Here is a 22,825-nt window from a genome sequence, read left to right as displayed (position 1 = left end):
CTGTGATCCCCTGAGAGAAGCCCTGTCATGACGTACGACTCCCTGGTCAACCGTGGCGACTACTTCTCGGCTCACTACCTGGCCGAGGTGCTGCCGAAGGATCTCAAGTCGGGCCTGCTCCAGAAGTGGAAGGAGCGCGAGGAGGCGGTGCGCCCGGCCGCCGGGGGCGACGGCGGAACCGAGGAGGAGACGTCCGCCGCACCGACGCCCGGCCGGACCGAACTGCCGGTGACCCCGCGCGCGGGGCTGCGGACGCTGCGCCGGGACTACTTCCGGGCCCGATCCTCCTTCGCCCTCCCTGAGGACGAGGACGGCATCATCACCGTCCGGGACGCCGACGACGACGTCCTGACCTACGGGGTGCCGCAGTGGCGGGAGCGGGTGCGGGCGCTCAACGCCGAGGTGCTGCGTGCGCTCGGCTACGACGCCAAGCCGCGCGTCCTCTCCGTCGAGCGCGCGGGCCGGGGGTACGAGGTCCCGGTCGCCCACGCAGAGAAGGGCCTCGTCGCGCTGGACTGCGGCTGGGCCGCCGAACCCGACGCCGCTCTCGACCCGAGGGGCCGGGGACGCCTGCTGGAACCGGTGCCGCTGGACGGCCCCGACCCGGTGGAGACCGGCTCCAAGCTCGCCTCCTTCCTGTTCGCCTGCGAGGAGCCGCCCCGGTACGTGCTGCTGCTCGGCGGCGGGGTGATCGTCCTCGCCGACCGCGCGGTGTGGGGCGAGGGACGCTATCTCGGTGTCTCCCTCGACATGGCGCTCCAGCGCAACGACACCCGGGCGGGCGGCGAACTCGACACGGTGGCCGCGCTGTTCGGCGCGGACTCGCTGCGCACCCCGGAGGAGGGCGGCGAGAACCCGCTGGCCGAACTGGTCGGCAAGTCGGCCAAGCACGCCGTCGGGGTCTCCAGCGAACTGCGCGACGGCCTGCGCAAGAGCGTCGAGCTGATCGCGAACGAGGTGCTGGAACGGCTGCGCGACCAGGGCGTCCGCCCCGAGGACGTCGGCGAACTCCCGGAGCTGGGACGCCGGTTGACGCGTGAGTCGCTGCGCTACCTGTACCGCATCCTGTTCCTGCTGTACGCGGAGGCCCGCCCCGAGCTGGGCATCCTGCCCGCCGACTACCCCGAGTACCAGCAGGGGTACGGACTCGGCCGGCTCGGTGAACTCGTCGCCGAGCGGGAGCCGGTGAGCGACACCGCCCGCAAGGGCTTCTACCTGTACGAGTCCCTGGACCTGCTGTTCCGCAAGGTGCAGGACGGCTACCGCCCGCGCCGCACCCACGGCGTGGAGGCGGACGCCGACGACATGGCGGACGCGCGGATCAGCGAGGATGTCGGCCTGCGCTTCGAGCCGCTGCACAGCAAGCTGTTCGAGCACGACGCCATCCGCCTGATCGGCGCGGACAGCCTCCCCGACCCGCGGTACGACTCGGACGAGGCCCTGGCACGCGGCGAGTCCGTCCGCTGCCTGGACACCCGGCTGCGCAACGCCACCCTCCACCAGGTGCTGCACAGCCTGATGATCACCCAGGGAAAGCGGGGGGAGCGCGGCGGCTTCATCTCGTACGCGCAGCTCGGCATCAACCAGCTCGGCGCGGTCTACGAGGGCCTGATGTCGTACAGCGGCTTCATCGCGGGCGAGGAGCTGTACGAGGTCGCCAGGCACGGTGACCCGAAGGACGGTTCCTGGCTCGTCCCCGCGTCGAAGATCGCGGACTACGACGACTCGGTGTTCGTACGGCGCCGGGACCGGCTCACCGGCGAGGACCTGCGCGTGCGGTACGCGCCGGGCACGTTCGTGTACCGCCTCTCCGGACGCGACCGGCAGACCTCCGCGTCGTACTACACGCCCGAGTCACTGACGCGGGTCACCGTGCAACTGGCCCTCCAGCAGCTCCTCACCGACACCACGGAGGCGAAGGACCTCCTGGACTGGCGGATCTGCGAACCCGCCCTCGGCTCGGGCGCGTTCCTCAACGAGGCGATCAACCAGGTCGCGGCGGAGTACCTGCGGCGCAGGCAGGCCGAGCTGGGCGAGTCGATCGACACCGAGCAGTACGCCGTCGAACTCCAGAAGGCGAAGGCGTACATCGCCCTGCACAATTCGTTCGGGGTCGACCTCAACGAGACGGCCGTGGAGCTGGCCGAGGTCTCCCTGTGGCTCAACACCATGCACCCCGGCATGGAGGCCCCCTGGTTCGGCCTGCACCTGCGGCGCGGCAACTCCCTCATCGGCGGCCGGCGCGAGGTGTACGCGGCGGAACGGCTGAGGAAGGGCGGCTGGCTGGGGACCACTCCGGAGCGCTTCCCGCTGGCGGAGGCGGTGGCGGGCGCGTCGCTTCCGGAAGGCGCGGTGCACCACTTCCTGCTCCCGGCGAAGGAGTGGGGCGCGGTCGCGGCCGAGAAGGAGGCGAAGGCCCTCGCCCCGGCCGAGGCGAAGGCACTGGCCGCGTGGCGGAAGGCGGTCACGAAGTCGCCTTCGGCGAAGCAGACGGCCCGGCTCCAGGGGCTGGCCCGGCGGGCCGAGTACCTGTGGGGGCTGGTCGTACGGCGGCTGGAACTGTCGGAGCGGGACATCTCCCGCGACATCCGGGTGTGGGGAGCGAAGAAGGACTGGCTGCGCCGGCCGAAGGCCGCCGTGCAGCGGGACGTGATCCTGGCCGACCTCCAGGCGGAGGACACTCCCTACTGGCGCCTCAAGACACTCATGGACACGTGGTGCGCGCTGTGGTTCTGGCCGGTTCAGAACGCGGCGCTGCTGGACGGTACGGACGAGCGGTACGCGCGGGCGGAGGCGCTGGCCGCGCGGGCGGCGGAGTTGGAGACGGTGAGCGCCGAGGACGGTGCGGAGAGCGGCGCGGACGAAGTCCTGATGGCCTGGGAGGCGGACGCCCTGCCCGGCTTCACCGCCGAGCCGCAGCAGATGACGTTGACGCGGGACTCCGTGTCGCGTCGCCGCACCGGCCGCCGCAAGGGGCAGATCAAGGGTGAGCGTCGCGACGTCATCGCGCTCGCCGACCTGGACGACTGGATCGACTTCGCCGAGGCGCTGCTGGGCACGCAGGACGTGCCGGAGGAGTCGCTGGTGTCGACGTTCGACGACCTTGACGATCTGTCCCGGTACGAGGACGAGCTGCCCGAGTGGATGGGCATGGACCGGTTCCAGTCCCTGGAGGAGCGGTTCCTGTGGGCGGGCGCGGCGCGGGATGTGGCCAAGGCCCAGGGGTTCTTCCACTGGGAGCTGGAGTTCGCGCAGGTGTTTGCGCGGGGTGGGTTTGAGTTGCAGGTGGGGAATCCGCCTTGGGTTCGGCCTCGGTGGCAGGAGGATCTGGTTCTGGCGGAGTTGGAGCCGTGGTTCATGCTGGCGGAGAAACCGAGTGCGGCGGAATGGCGGCTCCGTAAGGAAGACGTGCTGGCCGCGCATACGGACAGGCAGCGCTTCCTTCTGTCTGAGCTGGCCAACCATGCGGGCGCCGTCGCCGTGCTGGGCAGCCCAGCCGCATATCCACTCCTTGTCGGTACGCAGGGCGACCTCTACCGGGCCTTCATGGCCCGGGTGTGGCGGCAGATCGCACCTCACGGCAGTGCTGGTCTGATCCACCCGGACACGCATTTCGCTGGCGCGCGTGAGGGTGCTATCCGGGCTGCGGCATACCGACACCTCCGCATTCATGCACATTTCGTGAATTCGGCCCAATGGGCGTTTGCCGATCTAGACTGGGCCCAACAATTCGGGATGCACATTTACGGCGCGCAACAAGAACCTGACTTCTTGCACCTCAGCGAACTCCGCGACGCCGAGGTCCTTCCCGAGTCACTGACACATGACGGACAAGGCCCTGCACCTGGCATCAGGAGCAACGGTTCGTGGGACATCAGACCGCACCACGACCGCGTCGTGCACGTGGATACGAACTTGCTGGCCAGTTGGCAAGCCCTGACGGGCTCAACTGGTGGAGTGACACAGACTCCTCTGCTCTACCCAGTCCTCGTAGGCGAGCAAGGAGCGATCGAGGCAATCGCCGCTTACCGCAGCAGCCTTGCCGACTACTGCCCGATGATCACAAGGGGGTACGACGAAGCCAACGCCAAGAAGGACGGGCTGATCCGCTGGGGCAACCAAGCTGTCCCCGCGTTCAATGACGTTATCCTCCAGGGACCCCACTTCGCATCGGCACTCCCGTTTTCCAAGGAGCCGAAGATCCCCTGCCTTAGCAACAGGCACTGGGATTCGCTCATCCTGACTGAACTCCCGGAAACATGCGTCCCCGTGACCAACTACGTGCGGGCCACCGACGAGACGACATATCGGAAAGCCCAGGATACCTGGCTCGGTAAACCGTTCACCACGTTCTACCGGCTGGCCTGGCGAGTCATGATCTCTTTCAATACCAGCCGCAGCCTTCAAGCTGCCCTCATTCCGCCCGGCCCCGCCCATATCCACAACGTGCAATCGATGGCCCTGGAGGATGAGTGCTTGACCGTCCTCAACGCAGGCTTCTGGGCGGCGCTACCGCTCGACTACCTGCTGCGCATTGCCGGGCGTTCGCATCTCCAGACCAGCGAAGCCAGGAAGATGCCGGCCCCTGACCCGAAGCATCCCCTCGCCCCGGCCCTCCTCCTCCGCACTCTCCGCCTGAACGCCCTGACCACGCACTACGCCCCCCTGTGGACAGAGCTGTTCGACCCCCGCTGGGCAGGCTACGAGGACTGGGCCAACCCCAACTGGCTGCACTTGAAGCCCCTCGCTGCCGCCCTCAAGCCCACCTGGGAGTACAGCAGCCCGCTCCGCACGGAGTACGAGCGCCGAGCCGCGCTCGTCGAACTCGATGCCCTCGTCGCGGTCTGGCTTGGGATCACTGCCGACCAGCTCGCAGCAATCTTCAAGTCTCGCTACCCGCAGCTGTATGACTTCGAAGCGGCCACCTACTTCGACGCTAATGGTCGGAAAATCGCCGCCAGTTCATTCAGTTACGGCCACGGCCAGACCAAGCAGGACTACCTCGATCTCCTTGCCCACTTGGAAGACCCGGAGGGAACCCCACCCCCGGAGGACTACCAGGCCCCCTTCTACAAGGCCGACCGAGAGGCCGAGATGAGGGCTGCGCACGCGCACTTCCAGGCCAGGCTGGACGCCGAGATCGCCGCCGGTCGCTGGACTCCGACCACCCGCGAAAGGACGAACGCGTAGTAGACCAAGCGGCCTGACACAAGCCTGCCCCCGGTACAGGGCCGGGGGCAGGTCTATCGATCACTGCGCAGCGAAGCCAACAAACACTGTCCAAGCCTCGGCATCGACCGCAAGGCCAGGACGAGCAACGTCCTTCGAGTCACGCACTCGAACGACACGAGGGCTGACGGCGACCTCGATGCACTCCCCGCCCGAGCCCGTGCTGTAACTGCTCTTGAACCACGTCAACGCAGAACCGGTGGACTTCTCGGCGTTCATTGTTCTCCCAGCAACTTTTCGACGAAGGCCAGTGACGCGCGTGGGGTGAGCGCTTGAGCCCTGAGGATGCCGTACTGCTCCTCAAGCTCCCGGACCGCCCTGCGTTCCGTATGCAGGCGGCTGTCCTTGTACCCCTCCACGTAAGCGATCCTGCGCCCGTCGCGCGTCTCGATCAAGGTGAACGGCCCCTCAAGTCCAGCGTGCTCCTCCAAGTCGGTGGGCACCACCTGGATTTCGACGTTGCGGCGCTGGCCGTACAGCAGGACTTGTTCCAGTTGTCCCCTCATGACCGCCCGCCCCCCGAGTGGCCTTCTCAGTACCGCCTCTTCGATGACGAAGCTGATGGTGGGCTGTGGCATGCGGGCGAAGATCTCTTGCCGGGCGAGACGGGCCGCCACCCGCTCCTCGATGACGTCCTGCGTCAGCAACGGCCGCCACATGGTGCACACCGCGCGCGCATAGTCGTCGGACTGGAGCAGCCCCGGCACAGCCTTCGTCGCATACACGTGCAGCTCAACCGCTTCAGTCTCCAACTTGGCCGCATCCCGGAAGAACGCCGGATACTGGGCCCGAGCCACCTCCTCCTTCATCTCCTGGAGGACCCCGCCCGCGTCCAGCACCTCATCCGCCTGGTCGATGAACTTCGGCGGCGGGACCCGGCGTCCCTGCTCGTACGCGGCGATGGTCGACATCGAGTAACCCGTCCGCGAGCCGAACTCGGGCCGCTCCATGCCCGCCCGCACCCGGAACCGCTTCAACTGCCGCCCGAAGACGCGCAGGACACCGGATCCGGCGTCCGGTTCGGACTGCCGCTCGCCGCCACCGTCGCCGTCGCCCGCGGACGCTTCGTCCACCGGTCCCGTCGGTTCACTCATCCCGCACCACCTCCCTCGGCCAACGCGCACCCGCGCCGGCCGTCACGCTCCGTCCCGCCGACACCCGCACACCGGCCACGTACAGCGACTCTCCGTGTGCGCGCCGTATCTGGTCACGCTAGGGCGACACCGGCAGCGTGGGCCACATGAACAGCCCAATCTCCACCCCCCGGGTGCACGTCCCCGGCGCGGAGGCGGAAACCGCCCGCCCGCTCCACGAGTTCGCGATGACGTTCACCTCCTCCCCGCGCGGCGCGCGCCTCGCCCGCAGGCTGGTCTCGCACCGGCTCGACGCGTGGGGGCACCCGTACGGCGGCCGGGCCAACGACACGCTCACGCTGATCACCGCCGAACTGGCCGCCAACGCCGTACGGCACGGGCACGTCGCCGGACGGGACTTCCACCTCCGGCTCACTCACAGCACCGACACCCTGCGCGTCGAGGTCACCGACACCAGGACCGAACGCGTCCCCGTGCTCTCCGACCTGGAACCGCCCGGCGACGCGGAGTCCGGCCGGGGTCTGCTGATCGTCGCGGGGCTGGCGACCCGCTGGGCCGTCGCGCCGCGCGACGGCGCGCCGGGCAAGACGGTCTGGGCGGAACTGCGCCCCGCGTGAGACGCACACGACCCGGCCATCGGCAACCGTGTTCACGCCAACGGCCGGGCGGACAGGGCGCGTTGGACCGTCGGTGTCAGTGGCGGACGCTAGTCTCGTTCGCCCGGCAAGGAGCCGGTGAACCGAGGGGGAGCACGAGAACGCCATGCCCGACAACCACACCGGATACCGGATCTCCGTCGTCGACGAGGACCCGCTGCGCGCCCGCAAGGACGCACGCGAACTGCTCGCCGCTCTCGCCGAGGCGGACTCCACGGCCACGCTGGACCTGCCCGAACCGGGCAGCCTGGCGGGAGGCCTCGACAAGGGCGGCCCGACCGCTGAGACCGTCGGGCTGCTGCTGAGCGCCGGTTCGTTCGTCGCCGCGCTGGTGCAGGTGTGGCTGGCGCGTATCCCGCAGCGCACCGTCGTGGTCAAGCGGCCCGACGGGGCCGTCCTGCACCTCACCGGCAAGGAGGCCCGCGAGGACGACACGCTGGTCGAGCGGTTCCTCGCGGACGAGAGCGACGACGGCACGACGGCGGGCTGAGCGGCGATGACCGACAACGACCGTCATGCCTTACTCGTCGGCGTCTCCACGTACGACAGCGAGGCGTACCAGGACCTCCCGGCCGTGCGGGCCGATCTGCACTACATGCGGGCGGTCCTGGAGAACACCGAGATCGGCATGTACAACGAGTGCGCGGTGGCCGCCGAGCCGACGCGCGCGGAGATGCTGCACGCCGTCGAGACGTTCCTGGAGGCCCGGCAGCCCAGTGAGACCGCGCTGCTCTACTTCAGCGGGCACGGGGAGTACTGCGAGCAGGACGGCCAGCTGTACTTCCTGACCCGGGACACCGACCCCGCCGACTTGCCGGGCACGGCCGTGCCGGCGGAGTTCCTGGAGCGGATGCTCCAGTCCTGCCGGGCCGCCTCCAAACTGGTCCTGCTGGACTGCTGCTCCAGCGGTTCCGTCGTCCAGGGCTGGACCGCCAAGGGCCCGGCGGGAGAACGGGACCGGCCCGCGCCGAGCACCCTGCTGCGGCCGACCGGCGTGTACTTCATCACCGCGTCCGACGCCCTCCAGGCGGCCTCCGCGATGGCGCCGCAGGGGTCGGACCTCGGCACTTCCCGCTTCACCGGGGAGATCGTCGAGGGGCTGCGCAACGGCCGGATCAAGGACGGCGGCTGGATCACCCCGGACGACCTCTTCGACTACCTGACCGCCCAGATGGCCCGCGAGGGCGTCCCGCAGGAGCAGCGGCCCACCAAGTCCACGATCCGGGCCACCCGGAGCCTCCCCTTCGCCCGGTCGGTGGCACGGCCCGTACGCCTTCCCGCGCTCCCCCACGACGCCACCGAAGCCGCCCGGCGCTCCCCCGCGCTGCTCAAGGCCCGGGAACTGGCCGAGGCGGACGAACGGGACGGCGTCGACCCGCAGCGGCTGCTGCGGTACTACGCGGACTGCCTCACCGCGCAGGCGGCGGCCGGGATGCGGCCCGACCGGGACGGCGGGCGGAACACGAAGTACTTCCTGCTGGCCCAGGGCGAGGAGACCGTCCAGTCGGGCCGCGGACCGCACATCGTCGCGCCCGGATCGCTGCCCCGGCCCCAGGACGGTCGGACCGGCTCGGGCGCCGAGGCGGGGACGCGGCAGGAGTACTGGTACGGGTATCCGGCGATCACCCTTCCCTCGCGGGACGGCGGCCGGGGGCGGCGCGCGGCGGTCGAGCTGGCGCCGCTGCTCGTCCAGCAGATGGAGCTGGCGCCGGACGAGGACGGCCGGGACGTGCTCCGGCCCAGCGGCGTGCCGTCCCTGCACACCGGGGTCGTCTCGGAGCTCCTGGACGCGGGCGACGCCGCCGACCTGGTCGCCCGCTGGCAGCCGGCCTGGCAGGAGGGCAACGACGCCCAGATGCTGCGCGCCATAAGGGAGTTGCTGGAGGAACTGGGGCTGCCGGAACTCGAACCGCTGGACCCGTCGGCCCTCAGCGAGCGCACGGTCATGCAGGCACTGCGGCCCGGCGCGCACAACGCGGCCGTGCTGCTGGTGCCGTCCGGTGCGGAGGCCATGGCCACCCAGGCGCTGGTGGAGAACCTGCTGGAGATCTCCACGCGGACCGCCCAGATCCCGGGCACCGCCCTGGAGGCGCTGCTGGACAGCGGGGCCCGGCAGGCGCCGGCCCCGGCCAACCCGGTGACACCCGTCGCCCCGGGGCCGTGCAACGAGAGCCAGGAGCAGGTGATCTCCTCGGCGATGACCCAGCCGTTGACGGTGGCGACGGGGCCGCCCGGCACGGGCAAGAGCGAGGTCGTCACGGCGGTCGTCACCACCTGCGTCGCCGCGGGACAGTCGGTGCTGGTCGCCTCCACGAACAACGAGGCCGTGAACGTCGTCGCCGAGCGCTGCGACGACATCGCGCCCGGCCTGCTGATGCGGACGGGCAACAAGGACGCGCTGGAGCGGGAGGCGGCCAAACTGGAACGGCTGCTCGCCGAACCGGTCGCGGCACCGCGGCGCGGATCGGCCACCGTCGGCGGCGAGCTGCGCAACACCCGAGGTACCGCCGACCGGCTGCGGGCGGAGGCGGCGCACCGCGTCGGTGAGGAGACGCGGCTGCTGGAACTGCTCCACGACCGGGAGGAGCGGGCCGCCGGACTGGAGCTGGCCCTGCCCCTCCTCGAAGGGGCCTGGGCGGCGGACGCGGACGGCCCGGCAGCGCTGAGCCGGTGGGCGGACCGGGCGCGGAAGACGGCCGGGGCCCGCTGGTGGCAGCTGGGGGCATGGCGGCGCGGGCGTGCGCTCGCCGCGCTGGTCTCGGCCGGGGCGGAGCAGCCCGAGGGGGCCGGACCGGCGTGGCCCAAGTGGGCGACGGGACGACCGGTACCGCCCGAGTTGCTGGAGTCCCTGGCCGGAATCGTGACCGTGGAGCGGGAGGTGCGCGAACTCGTCCGCGGGCAGGGGGACTGGGACGAGGAAGGGCTCAAGGATTCCAGACAGGCGACGGCCGAGACGCTGTCCGGCCTGGCGGCGGAACTGTCCCGCGCGCTGTCCGCCGAGAGCCTCGACCGGGCCACCGGGCTCATGAACCAGCGGCTCCAGGCACTCCGCCGCCACTCCGGCTACCAGCGCAGCCAGAAGAACCTGATGACCCACATCAAGGGATGGGCCGTCAGCACCCACTCGGTGCGACAGCTGGAACTCACCCCGAAGCTGTTCGACCTCGTCGTCATCGACGAGGCCAGCCAGTGCTCCATCCCGTCGGTGCTGCCGCTGCTGTTCCGGGCCCGGCGGGCACTGATCATCGGCGACCCCATGCAGCTCGGGCACATCCCCGGAGTGTCACCGCAGCAGGAGCGGCAGGCACGGACGCGGGCCGGGCTGAGCGCCGCGCAACTGGAGCACCACCGCCTCGCCTACCACGTGTACTCCTCGTACCACGCGGCCGAACAGCACGGCGACGGCGCGCTGCTCCTCGACGAGCACTACCGCTGCCACCCGCGGATCGCGGACGTCGTCAACGGCCACTGCTACGGCGGCCGGTTGCGGGTGCTGACCGACGTGCGGCGGCAGGTACCGGCGCACGACCCGATCGGAGCGGCGGACCCGGCACCGGTGCTCGGTTGGGTCGACGTGCCGTCCGGGGAGTCGGCGCGCGGCGGAGACGGGCGGTCCTGGCGCAACGCGGCGGAGGCGGAGGCCGTCCGGCGCGTGGTCGACGCACTGCTGGCGGGACTTCCGCCGGACGCGACGGTCGGAGTGGTCACGCCGTTCCGGGCGCAGAAGGAGACACTGGCCCGGATGTGGCGGGACGACGACCGGGTCCGGGTCGGCACCGTCCACACCTTCCAGGGCGGACAGCGTGACGTGATGGTGCTCAGCCCGGTGGCGGCGCACAACACACCGCCCCGGACCACGCACTGGGTCGCGAGCCAGGTCAACCTGTGGAACGTGGCGGTCACCCGGGCCAAGTCACAGCTGATCACCGTGGGCGGCCACGCCTTCTGGCACGACCAGAGCGGGCTGCCCGCCCTCCTCGCCGCGCGCTCGGCACCGCTGGGAGCGGGCGACGGCGGCACCGCGGCCGAGGCCGGCAGGCCCGGCCCGGTGAGCGAAGCGCGCGAGGACCTCGCCGACCTCCTGCAGCGGTACCTGACCGGACGAGGCGTCACGGATCTGGAGCGAGCCGTGCCGGTGGGCGGACACCCGGTGGACCTGCTGTTCACCGACGCCGGCGAGAACACGGCGGTGCTGATCGACCCCGGCCCGAGGCCCGGCGAAGACCCCGCGCGGCACCTTCGGCTCACCCACGCGCGAGGCGACCTGCTCACCGGACTGCCCTCCGGGGGCCACGGGGCCAAGCCCGGCCCGGTGAACCGTACGGTACGGGTGCCCGTCTGGCGGATCCTTGCGGGCGAGACCGCGCTGGCCGCGCTGTTCGACTGAGTCCCAGTGAGGCGACCGGGCCCGCACGGCCGGGCCCGGCGTCCCGCTCAGCCGCCGGGCAGACTCCGCACGACGTACGTCATGTGCTGAAGGTTGCCCGCCCGCAGCCACTCCGCGGGCCCGCCCACGCCCTCGCTGGTCGAGAGGGGGCCGTTCGCGCAGTCGCTCAGCCACTCCTCGCCCTGCCCGGCCCCCGCGCCCCGGAACTCGGGCAGTTCGGTGATCCTGCGGGCGGCAGCGCGGTTGACGGCGATCCGGTCGGTTCCCCGGGTCAACGTCTTGACGAGGACGTACGAGCTGTCGGTGGTGTAGCGCAGCACACCCCAGGGCGGGCCGCCCTTCCTCCCGGGCGCCGGGGCCTGCGCGAGGGCGCTCGGAGGCTGCACCCCGTAGTCGCCGTAACCGAGCAGCGGAGCATAGGCCCTGCCCGTCGCGCGCACCTCGTGCCACATGCGCCACTCCGCCCGCGACTCCTCGCACGGCCCTTCCTCCAGCATGTCGGCGCTGACCCGGGGAAAGCCTCCCCCGAGCACAGTGGCGCTCCGCCATACCGCCAACGGCATCAGCGCGTCGAGGGCGCGCAGCGCCTCCTTGCCCGCGTCGGGCCGGTCGTCGAGGACCGCGCCCATGTCGAGCAGCAGATCCACGGGCACCTCGGGCCCGGTCCCGGCCAGCAGCCCCCGCACCGCCTCCCCGAGGCGACCGTCCCACTCCCCCGTGACCCGCACCCGGACACCCAGTCCGCGCAGGGAGCGCCGGGCCGTCTCCACGGCCGCCGCCTGCTGTGCCTCGGCCCTCTCGGGCCCGGTGACCGGCCGCAGCCGCCCCAACTCGCAGTACACGGACAGGGCTTCGGCGAGGGCGGCGGTCTGGGCGTCCTCCCCGAAGGGAGCGTCGATCCATCCGCCGTGCCGGCTCACGGCACTCACCGGATCGGCGTACTTGCCGACCACCGCGGCCAGCGTCTCCGGGGCTGCCCCGGGCAACGGCGGGAGGTTCCACAGCGGCCTGACCACGGCCCGGACGTCCGGCCACAGACGCCCGCAGGCCCCGGCCGCGTGCGGCTTTGTCGGCAGAACGGGAACATAGAGCGGTCCGGACATCGCGGCTCCCCCTCGGCACCGTCCGTGCGCATCCCTTCCCACCAGGGTCCGTTCGCCTCGGAGCAGTTGAAAAGAGAGCGATTTCAGCCCGCGTGGCCGATGTGTTCAACCACCTGGTGACGGTGTGACGCAAGTTGTACGCTTCGTGATGCTCGGTGGTCGGACGCGCCAAGTGGACGATGCACATGGGGAACTGAGCGGCACTCAGCGGCACGCCTCGGGACCGTCCGCCGTGCGCCGACCAGTTCGCTGGCCGGGCGCGAGGCGTGAACCACCGGATACTCGGTCTGACCGTGCGGAACTTCCGCACCCTCACCGACGTGAAGCTGCCACTGGGCGCGCTGACCGTCCTGTCCGGCCCGAACGCGGCCGGCAAGTCCAACGTGCTGCAATCCCTGGACCTGCCCGAAGATCGAGGAGATCGGAGATGAGATCAAACTGGCGGCGGCCATCAACCAGCTGAGTCCCCGGATCGAGACGATCCGCAAGCATGCGCTGGCCAAGGCCGAGGACTGCGATGCCGAGCTGGTCGGCATCGTGGTGCACGCCGACCTGGACGCCGTGGCCGACCAGGGCTACGACAGAGTCCGCGACCGGGTCACAGCACAACTTCGCGCGGGGCTCCCCTGCAACTCCGCCCTGGCCTTGGCCGCGGTCGAGATGGAGGCGTGGCTGATGCAGTTCCCGGACGCCTTTCCCAAAGTGAACCGGGGCTGGGCTATGCGTCCCCAGGACTGTCGCCGCGACCTGGGTCTCCTGCCGGACCCGAAAGAGCACTTGAAGAGGCATCTCGGAAAGCCGACCTACCGGGAATCCCACTCTCCGAAGATCATGGACGAGGCTGTCCGGCACGGCCACGTGAGCGCGCGCCCCAGCGGCAACAACCGCTCGTTCCGCGACTTCGCCGACGAACTGGCGGGCTGGCAGTAGCCAGGGCGGCTGACCAGGCCGGACACCGAACACCCGGCCTGTCGGTCACCGCTATACGGTGGTACCGATCACCAGGGCACGGCATCGCAAGGGGGACCGTCGTGAAGCCCACCATGGCCGCCGCGCAGCTGCGCGGCAGTCTCACGCAGTACCTCACGACGACGTACGCCCTCGCCGACGAGACCACCCGCGGCGCCCTGGAACGCTTCCTCGGGCACCCCGAGACCGGCATCTTCCGCGGCCCCTACCTGCGGATCCGGACACCGTTCCACGTCGCCGGCGACGGCTGGCGACGGGACGTGGAGTGGTCCGCGGGGTTCCCCGGGTTCGCTCCGTGGCGGCATCAGGCCAAGGCGTGGGCCCGGCTGTCCACCCTGCACGGGCCCGCCCGGCCGACGCTGGTGACCACCGGCACCGGATCCGGCAAGACCGAGTCCTTCCTGGTCCCCGTGCTGGACCACTGCCGACGGCGGAAGGCCGAGGGCGTGCGCGGGATCAAGGCGGTGCTGCTCTACCCCATGAACGCGCTCGCCACCGACCAGGCGGGACGCATCGCCGAGTACCTGGCGCGTCCGGAGCTGGCCCAGGTCACGGCGGGGCTGTACATCGGCGACCGGCCCGACACCGACTTCCGGCGGGTGATGACGCGGCGCGAGGAGATGCGTCTGTCACCGCCCGACGTACTGATCACCAACTACAAGATGCTCGATCTGCTGCTCCAGCGCGGCGAGGACCGGGGGCTGTGGGAGGGCGCCGAGCCCGCGTACGTCGTGCTGGACGAGTTCCACACGTACGACGGCGCGCAGGGCACCGACGTGGCGATGCTGCTGCGCAGGCTCGCCGCCGCCACCGGCGCGGCCAGGCCCGGTCGGCCCCTGGGGTCGATCTGCCCGGTGGCGACCTCGGCGACCCTCGGCGAGGGAGCGCCCGGCAAGGAGGCCGGGGGCGTCCTCGACGTGGCGGCGCGGGTCTTCGGCATGCCGTTCCCCGCGGACGCGGTCGTCGGCGAGGAGCGGATGACCGCCGACGAGTTCACCGGCGCCGTCGACTACGAGCTGCCCGAACCGCCGAGCCCGCAGGAGGTCGTCGCGGTGTCCGGCGGGCCGGACGTCGAGGCACGGCCCGACCTGCTGGACCTGGACGCGCTCGCCACCCGGCTGCTGGGCCGCAGCGGCCTGGACGTCTTCCGCGTCGGACGGATGCTGAAGCGCCACGACTTCACCCTCGGCGTGCTGTCGCTGCTCGACGGCGAACCACTGGACGAATGGACGCTGCGCGACCGGCTCGGCCCCCGGTTCGGGTACGCCTGGGGCCGCACCGCGCGCGAGAACCCCCGGCTGGCGCTCCAGGCGCTCTCCCGGTTCGTGGCACTCCTGTCCGCCGCCCGCGACCCGGACTCCGACGAGCGCAGCCCCCGGCCGCTGCTGCACATCGAGGCGCACCTGTGGGTGCGGCCCGTGACCCGCGTGCTGCGCGGAGTCGGACCGGCCCCCGAGTTCCGCTGGTACGAGGACGACCGGACCGCCGCCCGCCGGGAGGCGCTCAACGCCGGGCCGCCCGGCGAGGAGGACGCGGACGCCTCCTCCGCAAGCATGCCGTCGTACGCGTCGAGCCGCCGGCCACAGCCCCTGCCGGGCGCCGACACCGCCCCGCGCCCCGCCCAGGTGCACCTTCCGGCCGTGTACTGCCGCACCTGCGGACGCTCCGGATGGGCCGCGCTGTCCCCCGAGGCCGATCCGCAGCAGCTCGTCACCGCGCAGGACCGCATCTGGCGGGCCGGTGTCGGCCGGGACAAGCGGCGCCTGCGCTACTTCATCGCCGCCACGCCAGGTGAGCGACGGCAGACCCTCGACGCGCTCACCGGGGCCCGGCCCTCGGACGGCGGCGTCGACCCGCTGTCCGTCGTCGTCCTGGACGGCTCACGGGGCGCCTACCGACTGCCCACCCCCGCGGACGACGGGGAACTGATCGACGCCTGGTTCGCGCTGGCCGTGCTCGACCGCAAGAGCGCCGACCGGGCCGCGAAGGACGACCGGTGCCCGGCCTGCCACACCGACAACAGCATCCGCTTCCTCGGTACCGCCCAGGCGGCCCTCGCCTCGGCGACGGTCACCCAGCTGTTCACCGGCGGCGACATCGCGCTCGTCCCGGAAGAACGCAAGACGCTGCTGTTCAACGACTCCACCCAGGACGCGGCACACCGGGCGGGATACGTCGCGAACGCCTCGTACAAGTTCTCCCTGCGCTCGCTGCTCGCGCACAACCTGGACGAATCCGGGGCTCCGACGGCGCTCAACGACCTGATCGGGCTGGTCCTGGAGTCGGTGGACGATCCCGAGGCGCTGGCCGCCGTCGTGCCCCCCGACCTCCACGACGAGCCGGGCGTCGACCGGCTGCTGTCCGGCCGGGGCACGGGCGACGCGCGCACCTGGAGGCTGATCGGCGAGCGGCTGGCCTTCGCGACCGTCATGGAGTTCGGGCTGCGCAGCCGCATGGGCCGCACCCTGGAACTGACCCGGACCGCGGCGGCCGAGGTGACGGTGGCCGACCCCGACGGAGTCACCGACCTCGCCCGGGACGTTCACCTGGCCCTGCCCGGCCAGCTGCTGGCCGTGGGCGGGCTGCCCACACCCGAGCGCTATCTCGCCTACCTCCGGGGTCTGCTGGAGCGGCTGCGGCAGCGCGGCGCGGTGCGGCACCGCTGGCTCGACACCTGGATCAAGGAAGCCGGCGTCAACCGCTACCTCATCTCCGGGCGCAGACCCGACGGCATGCCCGCCTTCCCCGAGGGCGTCGCTCCGCCGCGGTTCCTGCTGGACGGACAGAAGGACGGGTCCGAGTTCGACGCGGTCACCGGACGGCTGGGCTGGTACCAGGACTGGACCCGCCGATGTCTGGACCTGGACGCCGCCGGCGCGACCGAGTACCTGCGCAGACTGCTGCCCCACCTCGCCGACGCCGGTGTCCTGTCGGCGCGCACCAGCCGCGACCGTCAGACCCGGGTGTACGGGCTCCAGCCCGGTCACATCCAGGTACGACTGCTCGACGACGCCGTCGTCAACAAGGCCTTCGTCGCCTGCGAGGACTGCGGCTGGCAGCAGGTCGTCGTCCCCGAGCGGCGCACCCGCTGGTACGGCCACCCCTGCCCCCGCTATCGGTGCAAGGGACGCCTCACCGCGCCGCAGCCCGACATCTCCACCACCGGAGTCGAAGGCCTCCGCCCCGAACGGCCCGTGCGGGAGCGGGACTACCGCCGGGACTACTACCGGCGCCTCTACCTGACGGGCGGCACGTTCCGCGTGGTGACGGCCGAGCACACCGGCATGCTGAGCCGTCCCGAACGGGAGCGCGTCGAGCGCGCCTTCAAGGCGGGCACGCACTACACCGACCCCAACGTCCTGGCGTGCACCCCCACCCTGGAACTCGGCATCGACATCGGCGACCTGTCGGCCGTCCTGCTCGGCTCCCTGCCCGCCGGTCCGGCCAACTACGTGCAGCGGGCGGGGCGGGCCGGACGACGCACCGGCAACGCGCTGGTGGTCGCTTTCGGCGGACGCCGGGCACGCGACCTGTACTACCTGGACCAGCCACGCGAGATGATCGCCGGGACCATCCTGCCGCCCGGCTGCTACCTGTCGGCCGTGGAGATCCTGCGCCGCCAGTACACAGCCCGGCTCTTGGACCTGGCGGCCCGCGGGGAACTGCGGACCTCGGACGGCGAAACCCTCCCGCCCGTGCCCCGGCTGTCGTCCGCCCTGTTCGGCACCGGCGGATGGTGCCAGGATCTCGCGGACGCCGCGCAGACACACGGGACGCGCCTCGTGGAGGACTTCCTCGCGCTGTTCCCCGCCGGCGACGGCCAGGACACCGACATGGAGGGCGTCTCGGAGCACGCGGCGGACGAACTGCGCGCGTACGCGACCGGCGGAATCGTCCGGGTGCTTCAGGAGGCGGAGGAGGACTGGACCGGCCGGCGCGAGGAGGTGCGCCGCAGAATCGCGGCGATCGACGAGGCGGCCGGGCAGCTCGCCTCGTCCGACGACACGCAGGAGCGGGAGCGGCGCGAACTGCTGGCCGAGCGCCGTGCCGCCGGGGACCTGCTGCGGGAACTGAGCCAGTCCGCCGCTCACGCCACCCTGGTGGACCTCGGCCTGCTGCCGAACTACAGCCTGACGGACACCACCACCCGGCTGGAAGCCACGCTGTACTGGTCTCAGACCCCCGACGAGGAGGACGGCCCGCAGGAGGAGGGGGCCCGGCCGGCCGCGGCCAAGGTGTACCGCAGCGAGACCCGGGACTACGAACGGTCCAGCACCCTGGCCCTGACCGAACTCGCCCCCGGCAACAGCTTCTACGTCAACGGCTACCGGCACGTGGTCCGCGCCCTCGACATCGGCGGCCCCGACCGGCGCTCCTGGTCGGTGTGGCGGCTCTGTCCCGCCTGCGGCTACGTGCGGACCGAGAACGCCGAGCGCGACACGACGCCGTGCCCGCGCTGCCGCGGCCGGGAGATCGCCGACGCGGGCTGCGTGCAGTACGTGCTGCGTCCCCGGCGTGTGCTGTCCCGCGACAGGCGCGAGGACGCCCGGGTGCGCGACGACCGCGACGAACGCGACCGCAGGCACTACGCGACCCTCACCACCGTCGACATCGACCCCGACCGTCTCGTTCCCGGATCCTGGCGGCACGACGGGGCCGTGTTCGGCGTGGACTTCACGCGTCACGCCACGATCCGGACCCTGAACCTGGGCCTCGACCGCGAGGACGGCAGCAGCACGGTGCCGCTCGCCGGGGAGGACGTCCGCCTCAACCCCTTCTACGTCTGCACCTCCTGCGGCGGCGCGACGGCCGACGGCAGACCGGTGGTGGACGTGCCCCAGCACGCGCTCACCGAGTCCGGCGCGGCGAGCGCCCCGGCCTCGGCGCACCATCTGCTGTGGTGCCCGCGCCGTCGGATCCGTGGCGCCGCGGCGAGCACGGTCGGAGCGCAGGGCGCGGGCCGGGACGTGCCCCTGCTGCTGGCCCACGAACTGACCACCGAGGCCGTCCGCATCCTGCTGCCCGCCTCGGTGGCCCGCTTCAAGGAGCGCCTCGCGTCGTTCACCGCCGCCCTGTTCGCGGGGATCGCCGCCCGCTACGGCGGCGATCCCGACCACATCGACATCGCCGAGGCGACCATGCCCGACGACGCGGGCGACCCGGAGACCGACTGGCCCCGGCGCTTCCTGGTCGTCTACGACCGGCTGCCCGGCGGCACCGGCTACCTGCACCGGCTGGCCTCCGCGGACGGCTTCCGGGAGGTACTGCTCCGGGCACGGGACGTCATCGAGCACTGCCCGTGCCAGGAGAAGGGCATGGACGGCTGCCACCAGTGCCTGCTGCGGCGGGTGCCGGCCGCCGACTACGACAAGGTCAGCCGCAACGAGGTCCGGCAGATGCTGGACGAACTCCTGGGCGCCGAAGGAGAACGCTGGCGCACCTCACGGGTCAGGACCACCCAGGACATCCCGATTCAGCGGCAGGCCGAGAGCGACCTCGAGGTCTTGTTCGTCGAGACGTTGCGGGACTGGGCCAAGCTCCCGGAATCCAAGGCCGCGGCGGACGCCTACACCACCTCGGCCGGCACCTACGCCCTGGACCTGCGGCTCACGGCACCGGACGGCTCCACCGTCAGCTGGCGCGTCTCCCAGCAGCGCGCGCTGGACGGCACCCGGCCCGACATACTCCTGGAGCGGCTGGACTCCCCGAGTCCGCGCGTCGCGCTGTACCTCGACGGCTACGCGTACCACGCCACCCGCGAACACAACCGGCTCGCGGACGACGCCGTGAAGCGCACCCGGCTCCGGGCCGACGGGCTGCGGGTGTTCCAGCTGACCTACCACGACGTGATGGCGTGGCGCCGCCGGATCAACGACTCCGGGTACGCGGGGACCGACGCGGACATCTCCGTGTGGACGCCCTACGACACCACCGGCCGACAACGCGCCCGCGACTACTACGACCGGGTGGGCCGCGGGCTGCCCGGCGAACTCGCCGAGACCATGTGGGTCAACCCGGCCCGGATGCTGCTGGCCTACCTGCGCTCGCCCGATCCCGAACGCTGGCGACGGCGGGCGGAAGCGGTGGCCGCGGGCATGAGCGGGGCCACCGGGATCCGTGGCGCCGCCCTCACCGGCGCCGAGGCCGCAGCGGGCATCCGGGAGGCGCTGCGCGAAGGCGTAGCCGCCGGGGCCGCCGGGCCGGTGCGGATGCTGTACGGCTCCGACGCCTCGGGCTGCCGCCTGGTGCTGGCCGCCGACGGCAGGCGGACCCCGCCCGTGTGGACGGGACTGGCCGTGCTCGACGACAGCGCCGCGGCCCTGGAGGAAGGGCCGGCTCACAAGCGGCGCTGGCGCGCCTGGCTCTGGTGGGGCAATGTGCTGCAGTTCCTCGAACACGGCGGCGGTGACAGCGCGCAGCTGACATCGGGCATGCTCGACGGCTTCGACCCCGAGGTCCTCACCGTGACCGGCGGAGAGGGCTGGTTGTCCTCCGCGCGCATCCCGGCGCCCCGGCCCGCGGAGGAGCCCTCCGCCGTGGAAGCCGCCGCCGTACCGGCCGTCCCCGCCGTCCCCGCCGACGACACCGCCGCGCGGGAAGCGGATGCGGCGGAGCAGCGCGGCCGCACGGACCACGGCCGGGACCCCGGCTGGGACCAGGTCATCGAGCTGCTGGACCCGGAGGAGCCGGGGCTCGCCGCCCTCGCACACGCGCTGGCCTCGGCGGCGGTGCCGCTCCCGCGGGACGGCTACGAACTGGACGGCCACGGCTGGCAGGCCGATCTCGCCTGGCCGGACGCCCTGATCGGCGTGGTCCGCGCCCCCCGCCCGGCCGGCGACGAGCCGGACTACGAGGCCGAGGACCAGGAGCGCGCGTTCACAGCGGCCGGCTGGACGGTCCGCACGGCGGCCGACTGGGACAGCGCCGAGCTGATCGCCCGGCTCGAAGGCCGGGACCCGAACAAGGACACCACCAGCGACGGGGAGCCGAAGCGATGACCACCTCCGGCGTCACACTGCGCCTGCTCGACCGGGCCGACAAGGAGATCCTCAAGCTGCCCCGCACGGTCAAGGGCGCCTTCTTCGACTTCCAGCACAAGTTCAGGACGAACCCGCACACCACCGGCCTCAAACTCCAGCAGCTCAAGGGCGACCACCGGTTGTGGTCGGCACGCGTCAACGACGAGTACCGGGCCCTGCTGCTGCGCCTCGCCGACGACGACTGGCTGATCGTCTCCGTCAAGCACCGCAAGGACGTCTACAACCGGCTCTCGTACGGGGTCAACCAGGTCACCGGCGGCATCGAGTACGTCGATCTGGAGGTGGTGGAGGACAGCGTCCTGGGCAGGCTGCCCGGCGCGACCGCCCCGGCACCGGCCGCCACGCCCGAACCGCACCCGCCGGCCGCCCCCGAACCGCTCCCCCCGGTGTCGCGGTCCGAGCCCCTGTTCACGGCCCTCTCCGACCTTCAGTTGTCCGAACTCGGCGTCGCGGAACCCCTGCTGCCGGTCATCCGCACGCTCACCACCGAGGACCAGTTGCTGGGACTCGTCGAGTACGCGCCGCAGCTGACCGGCGAGGTGCTGATCGCCCTGTTCGACGGCGCGTCGTACGACGACGTGCTCGACCAGGTGACCCGACCGGTGGCCGCCACCGAGCCGGTCGACCCGGACGACTTCGCGGCCGCCGCCCGGCGACCGGCCACGGTCGTCACCACCACGGACGAGGACCTGCGCGGAGCCCTGGAGAGCGGTGACTTCGGCCGGTGGAAGAGCTTCCTGCACCCCACTCAGGCCAGACTCGTCGAGCGCCGCTACAACGGACCGGCACGGGTCGGAGGCGGGCCCGGCACGGGCAAGACCGTCGTCGCCCTGCACCGGGTACGCCACCTCGTCCGGCAACTCCCCCCGGGGCACGACAAGCCGGTCCTGCTCACCACCTACAACAAGAACCTCGCCGCCGACCTGCGCTCCCGGTTGCTGGAGCTGGGCGGTGAGGAACTGCTCGGCCGGGTCGACGTGAGTCACGTCGACCAGTTGGCGCTGCGCGTCGTCCGCGAGGCCGAACCCGGCAACGGCAAGCAGGCCATCGACGACGGGCAGGCCGTACGCGAGTGGCGCGCACTGCTCGACGAACTGGGCGAGAACACCTGGGACCCGGAATTCCTGCACGAGGAGTGGACCCAGGTCATCCTCGGCCAGGCGGTCGGCAGCCGCACCGACTACTTCCGTGCCCGGCGGGCCGGGCGCGGCAAGAGCGTCGGCCGCGGCGAGCGGGCCGAGATCTGGCAGCTCGCCGAACGCTTCGCCCAGCGGCTCGACCGGCTCGGGCGGCAGACCTGGGACCAGGTGGCGGAGCGCGCGGCGCGCCTGGAGATGGGCCGGGAACAACGCATCCGGAACATCGCGCGGCAGCGGGAGGAAGCGGGTGGCCTCGACAACATCCACCTGCAGGACGGCTCCGGAGGCCGGCTGCGCTACCGGTACCGCCACATCGTGGTGGACGAGGCCCAGGACCTGCGCCCCGCCCACTGGAAGATGCTGCGCGCCATGGCCCCCCGTACGTCGGACGACCTGTTCCTGGTGGGCGACACCCACCAGCGCATCTACAAGAACCAGGTGACGCTCGGCAGTCTGGGCGTCAACATCCGCGGCCGGTCCGCGAAGCTGACCCTCAGCTACCGCACCACGCGGCAGATCCTGCGCTCGGCCCTCGCAGTCCTGGGCGAGACGACGTACGACGATCTCGACGGCGGCACGGAGACCCTCGCCGGATACCGGTCCGTGCTCAACGGCGGCCTCCCGGCCGGGCACGCCTTCCCGGACTGGGAGGCCGAGCGGGAGGGTGTCGCCGCTCTGATCACGGAGTGGGACACGGACCCGGACACGGCTGTCCCGCACGAGCGGATCGCGGTGTGCGTCCCGACCAATCAGATGGCGACCGAGCTGGGGTACACGCTGAAGCTGCACGGCGTCGACTCGGTGGAGATCCGCTCCGACGGGCCGAACGGCTCCACCGGGGTGCACATCGGCACGATGTTCCGGTTCAAGGGGCTGGAGTACCAGCGGATGATCATCGCGGGCGTGACCGACGGGCTCGTTCCGCGCGAGGACGTGAGCCGACTGCGTGACCGTGAACCCGCCCGCTACCGGCACGAGATGCAGCGCGCCCGGTCCCTGCTCTTCGTGGCCGCGACCCGGGCTCGCGACAGTGTGGACGTCTTCTGGCACGGCAGGCCCAGCCCGTTCCTCGACAGCTCGTGGGCGCAGACCGACCGCGGCGGGAGGTGACTCCCGGCTCCGGGGCAGGTTTCCGCCTTGGCCCACCTGTGCCCCGGCGGAGGTCATAGGGTCGTTGCCGCACGTCGTCACACACGGTTCGCCAGGGG

At 71.7% G+C, this 22,825-nt stretch carries 11 protein-coding genes; 8 read left to right on the top strand and 3 right to left on the bottom strand.

Features of this window, described 5'->3' with window-relative positions; genetic code table 11:
• Positions 1 to 27 precede the first annotated feature (27 nt).
• A complete protein-coding gene (locus QA802_RS31820; RefSeq protein ID WP_334529879.1) occupies positions 28 to 5,190 on the top strand; it encodes a class I SAM-dependent DNA methyltransferase in 5,163 nt (1,720 codons plus the stop codon).
• 60 nt (positions 5,191 to 5,250) lie between these two features.
• On the opposite strand, the gene QA802_RS31815 is transcribed toward QA802_RS31820, so the two are convergent.
• Together QA802_RS31815 and QA802_RS31810 are read right to left on the bottom strand one after the other, a co-directional pair.
• Positions 5,251 to 5,448, bottom strand: a complete 198-nt coding sequence (locus QA802_RS31815; RefSeq protein ID WP_334529876.1) for a DUF397 domain-containing protein — start codon at positions 5,446 to 5,448, stop codon at positions 5,251 to 5,253.
• Positions 5,445 to 6,323, bottom strand: a complete 879-nt coding sequence (locus QA802_RS31810) for a helix-turn-helix domain-containing protein (protein ID WP_334529873.1) — start codon at positions 6,321 to 6,323, stop codon at positions 5,445 to 5,447. Before QA802_RS31810 ends, QA802_RS31815 begins: the two co-directional genes overlap by 4 nt.
• A 146-nt stretch (positions 6,324 to 6,469) precedes the next feature.
• On the opposite strand from QA802_RS31810, the gene QA802_RS31805 reads away from it, so the two are divergent.
• From QA802_RS31805 to QA802_RS31795, 3 genes are all read left to right on the top strand, one after another.
• On the top strand, positions 6,470 to 6,940 hold the full coding sequence (locus QA802_RS31805; RefSeq protein WP_334529870.1) for an ATP-binding protein: 471 nt from the start codon (positions 6,470 to 6,472) through the stop codon (positions 6,938 to 6,940).
• A gap of 145 nt (positions 6,941 to 7,085) precedes the next feature.
• Entirely contained in the window at positions 7,086 to 7,469 is a 384-nt protein-coding gene (locus QA802_RS31800) for an effector-associated constant component EACC1 (RefSeq protein ID WP_334529867.1), read from the top strand.
• A gap of 6 nt (positions 7,470 to 7,475) precedes the next feature.
• Positions 7,476 to 11,366 (top strand): caspase, EACC1-associated type, encoded by a 3,891-nt coding sequence (locus tag QA802_RS31795; protein ID WP_334529864.1) that lies wholly within the window; start codon positions 7,476 to 7,478, stop codon positions 11,364 to 11,366.
• Positions 11,367 to 11,413: 47 nt separating this feature from the next.
• Here the strand turns inward: QA802_RS31795 and QA802_RS31790 are convergent, their stop codons facing one another.
• Positions 11,414 to 12,469, bottom strand: coding sequence for a beta family protein (locus QA802_RS31790; protein ID WP_334529862.1), 1,056 nt, complete (start codon positions 12,467 to 12,469; stop codon positions 11,414 to 11,416).
• A gap of 266 nt (positions 12,470 to 12,735) precedes the next feature.
• On the opposite strand from QA802_RS31790, the gene QA802_RS31785 reads away from it, so the two are divergent.
• The 4 genes from QA802_RS31785 (at position 12,736) to QA802_RS31770 (ending at position 22,727) form a co-directional block, all read left to right on the top strand.
• A complete protein-coding gene (locus QA802_RS31785) occupies positions 12,736 to 12,900 on the top strand; it encodes an AAA family ATPase (RefSeq protein WP_334529860.1) in 165 nt (54 codons plus the stop codon).
• A 106-nt stretch (positions 12,901 to 13,006) separates the two neighbouring features.
• Positions 13,007 to 13,399, top strand: a complete 393-nt coding sequence (locus QA802_RS31780) for a hypothetical protein (RefSeq protein WP_334529857.1) — start codon at positions 13,007 to 13,009, stop codon at positions 13,397 to 13,399.
• Between the two features lie 101 nt (positions 13,400 to 13,500).
• Positions 13,501 to 20,436: a DEAD/DEAH box helicase gene (locus QA802_RS31775; protein ID WP_334529854.1), complete on the top strand. Its 6,936-nt coding sequence runs from the start codon at positions 13,501 to 13,503 to the stop codon at positions 20,434 to 20,436.
• Positions 20,433 to 22,727: a UvrD-helicase domain-containing protein gene (locus QA802_RS31770; RefSeq protein ID WP_334529851.1), complete on the top strand. Its 2,295-nt coding sequence runs from the start codon at positions 20,433 to 20,435 to the stop codon at positions 22,725 to 22,727. Before QA802_RS31775 ends, QA802_RS31770 begins: the two co-directional genes overlap by 4 nt.
• Positions 22,728 to 22,825: the final 98 nt, after the last annotated feature.

The sequence above is a fragment of the Streptomyces sp. B21-105 genome (assembly GCF_036898465.1).
GTDB lineage: Bacteria > Actinomycetota > Actinomycetes > Streptomycetales > Streptomycetaceae > Streptomyces.
This window is presented reverse-complemented; position numbering and strand designations above follow the sequence as displayed.

Bases quoted from the DNA above. Each gene is read 5' to 3' on its own strand.
- QA802_RS31800 (WP_334529867.1), top strand. From the start codon at position 7,086: ATGCCCGACAACCACACCGGATACCGGATCTCCGTCGTCGACGAGGAC.
- QA802_RS31815 (WP_334529876.1), bottom strand. From the start codon at position 5,448: ATGAACGCCGAGAAGTCCACCGGTTCTGCGTTGACGTGGTTCAAGAGC.
- QA802_RS31795 (WP_334529864.1), top strand. From the start codon at position 7,476: ATGACCGACAACGACCGTCATGCCTTACTCGTCGGCGTCTCCACGTAC.
- QA802_RS31805 (WP_334529870.1), top strand. From the start codon at position 6,470: ATGAACAGCCCAATCTCCACCCCCCGGGTGCACGTCCCCGGCGCGGAG.
- QA802_RS31810 (WP_334529873.1), bottom strand. From the start codon at position 6,323: ATGAGTGAACCGACGGGACCGGTGGACGAAGCGTCCGCGGGCGACGGC.
- QA802_RS31790 (WP_334529862.1), bottom strand. From the start codon at position 12,469: ATGTCCGGACCGCTCTATGTTCCCGTTCTGCCGACAAAGCCGCACGCG.
- QA802_RS31770 (WP_334529851.1), top strand. From the start codon at position 20,433: ATGACCACCTCCGGCGTCACACTGCGCCTGCTCGACCGGGCCGACAAG.
- QA802_RS31820 (WP_334529879.1), top strand. From the start codon at position 28: ATGACGTACGACTCCCTGGTCAACCGTGGCGACTACTTCTCGGCTCAC.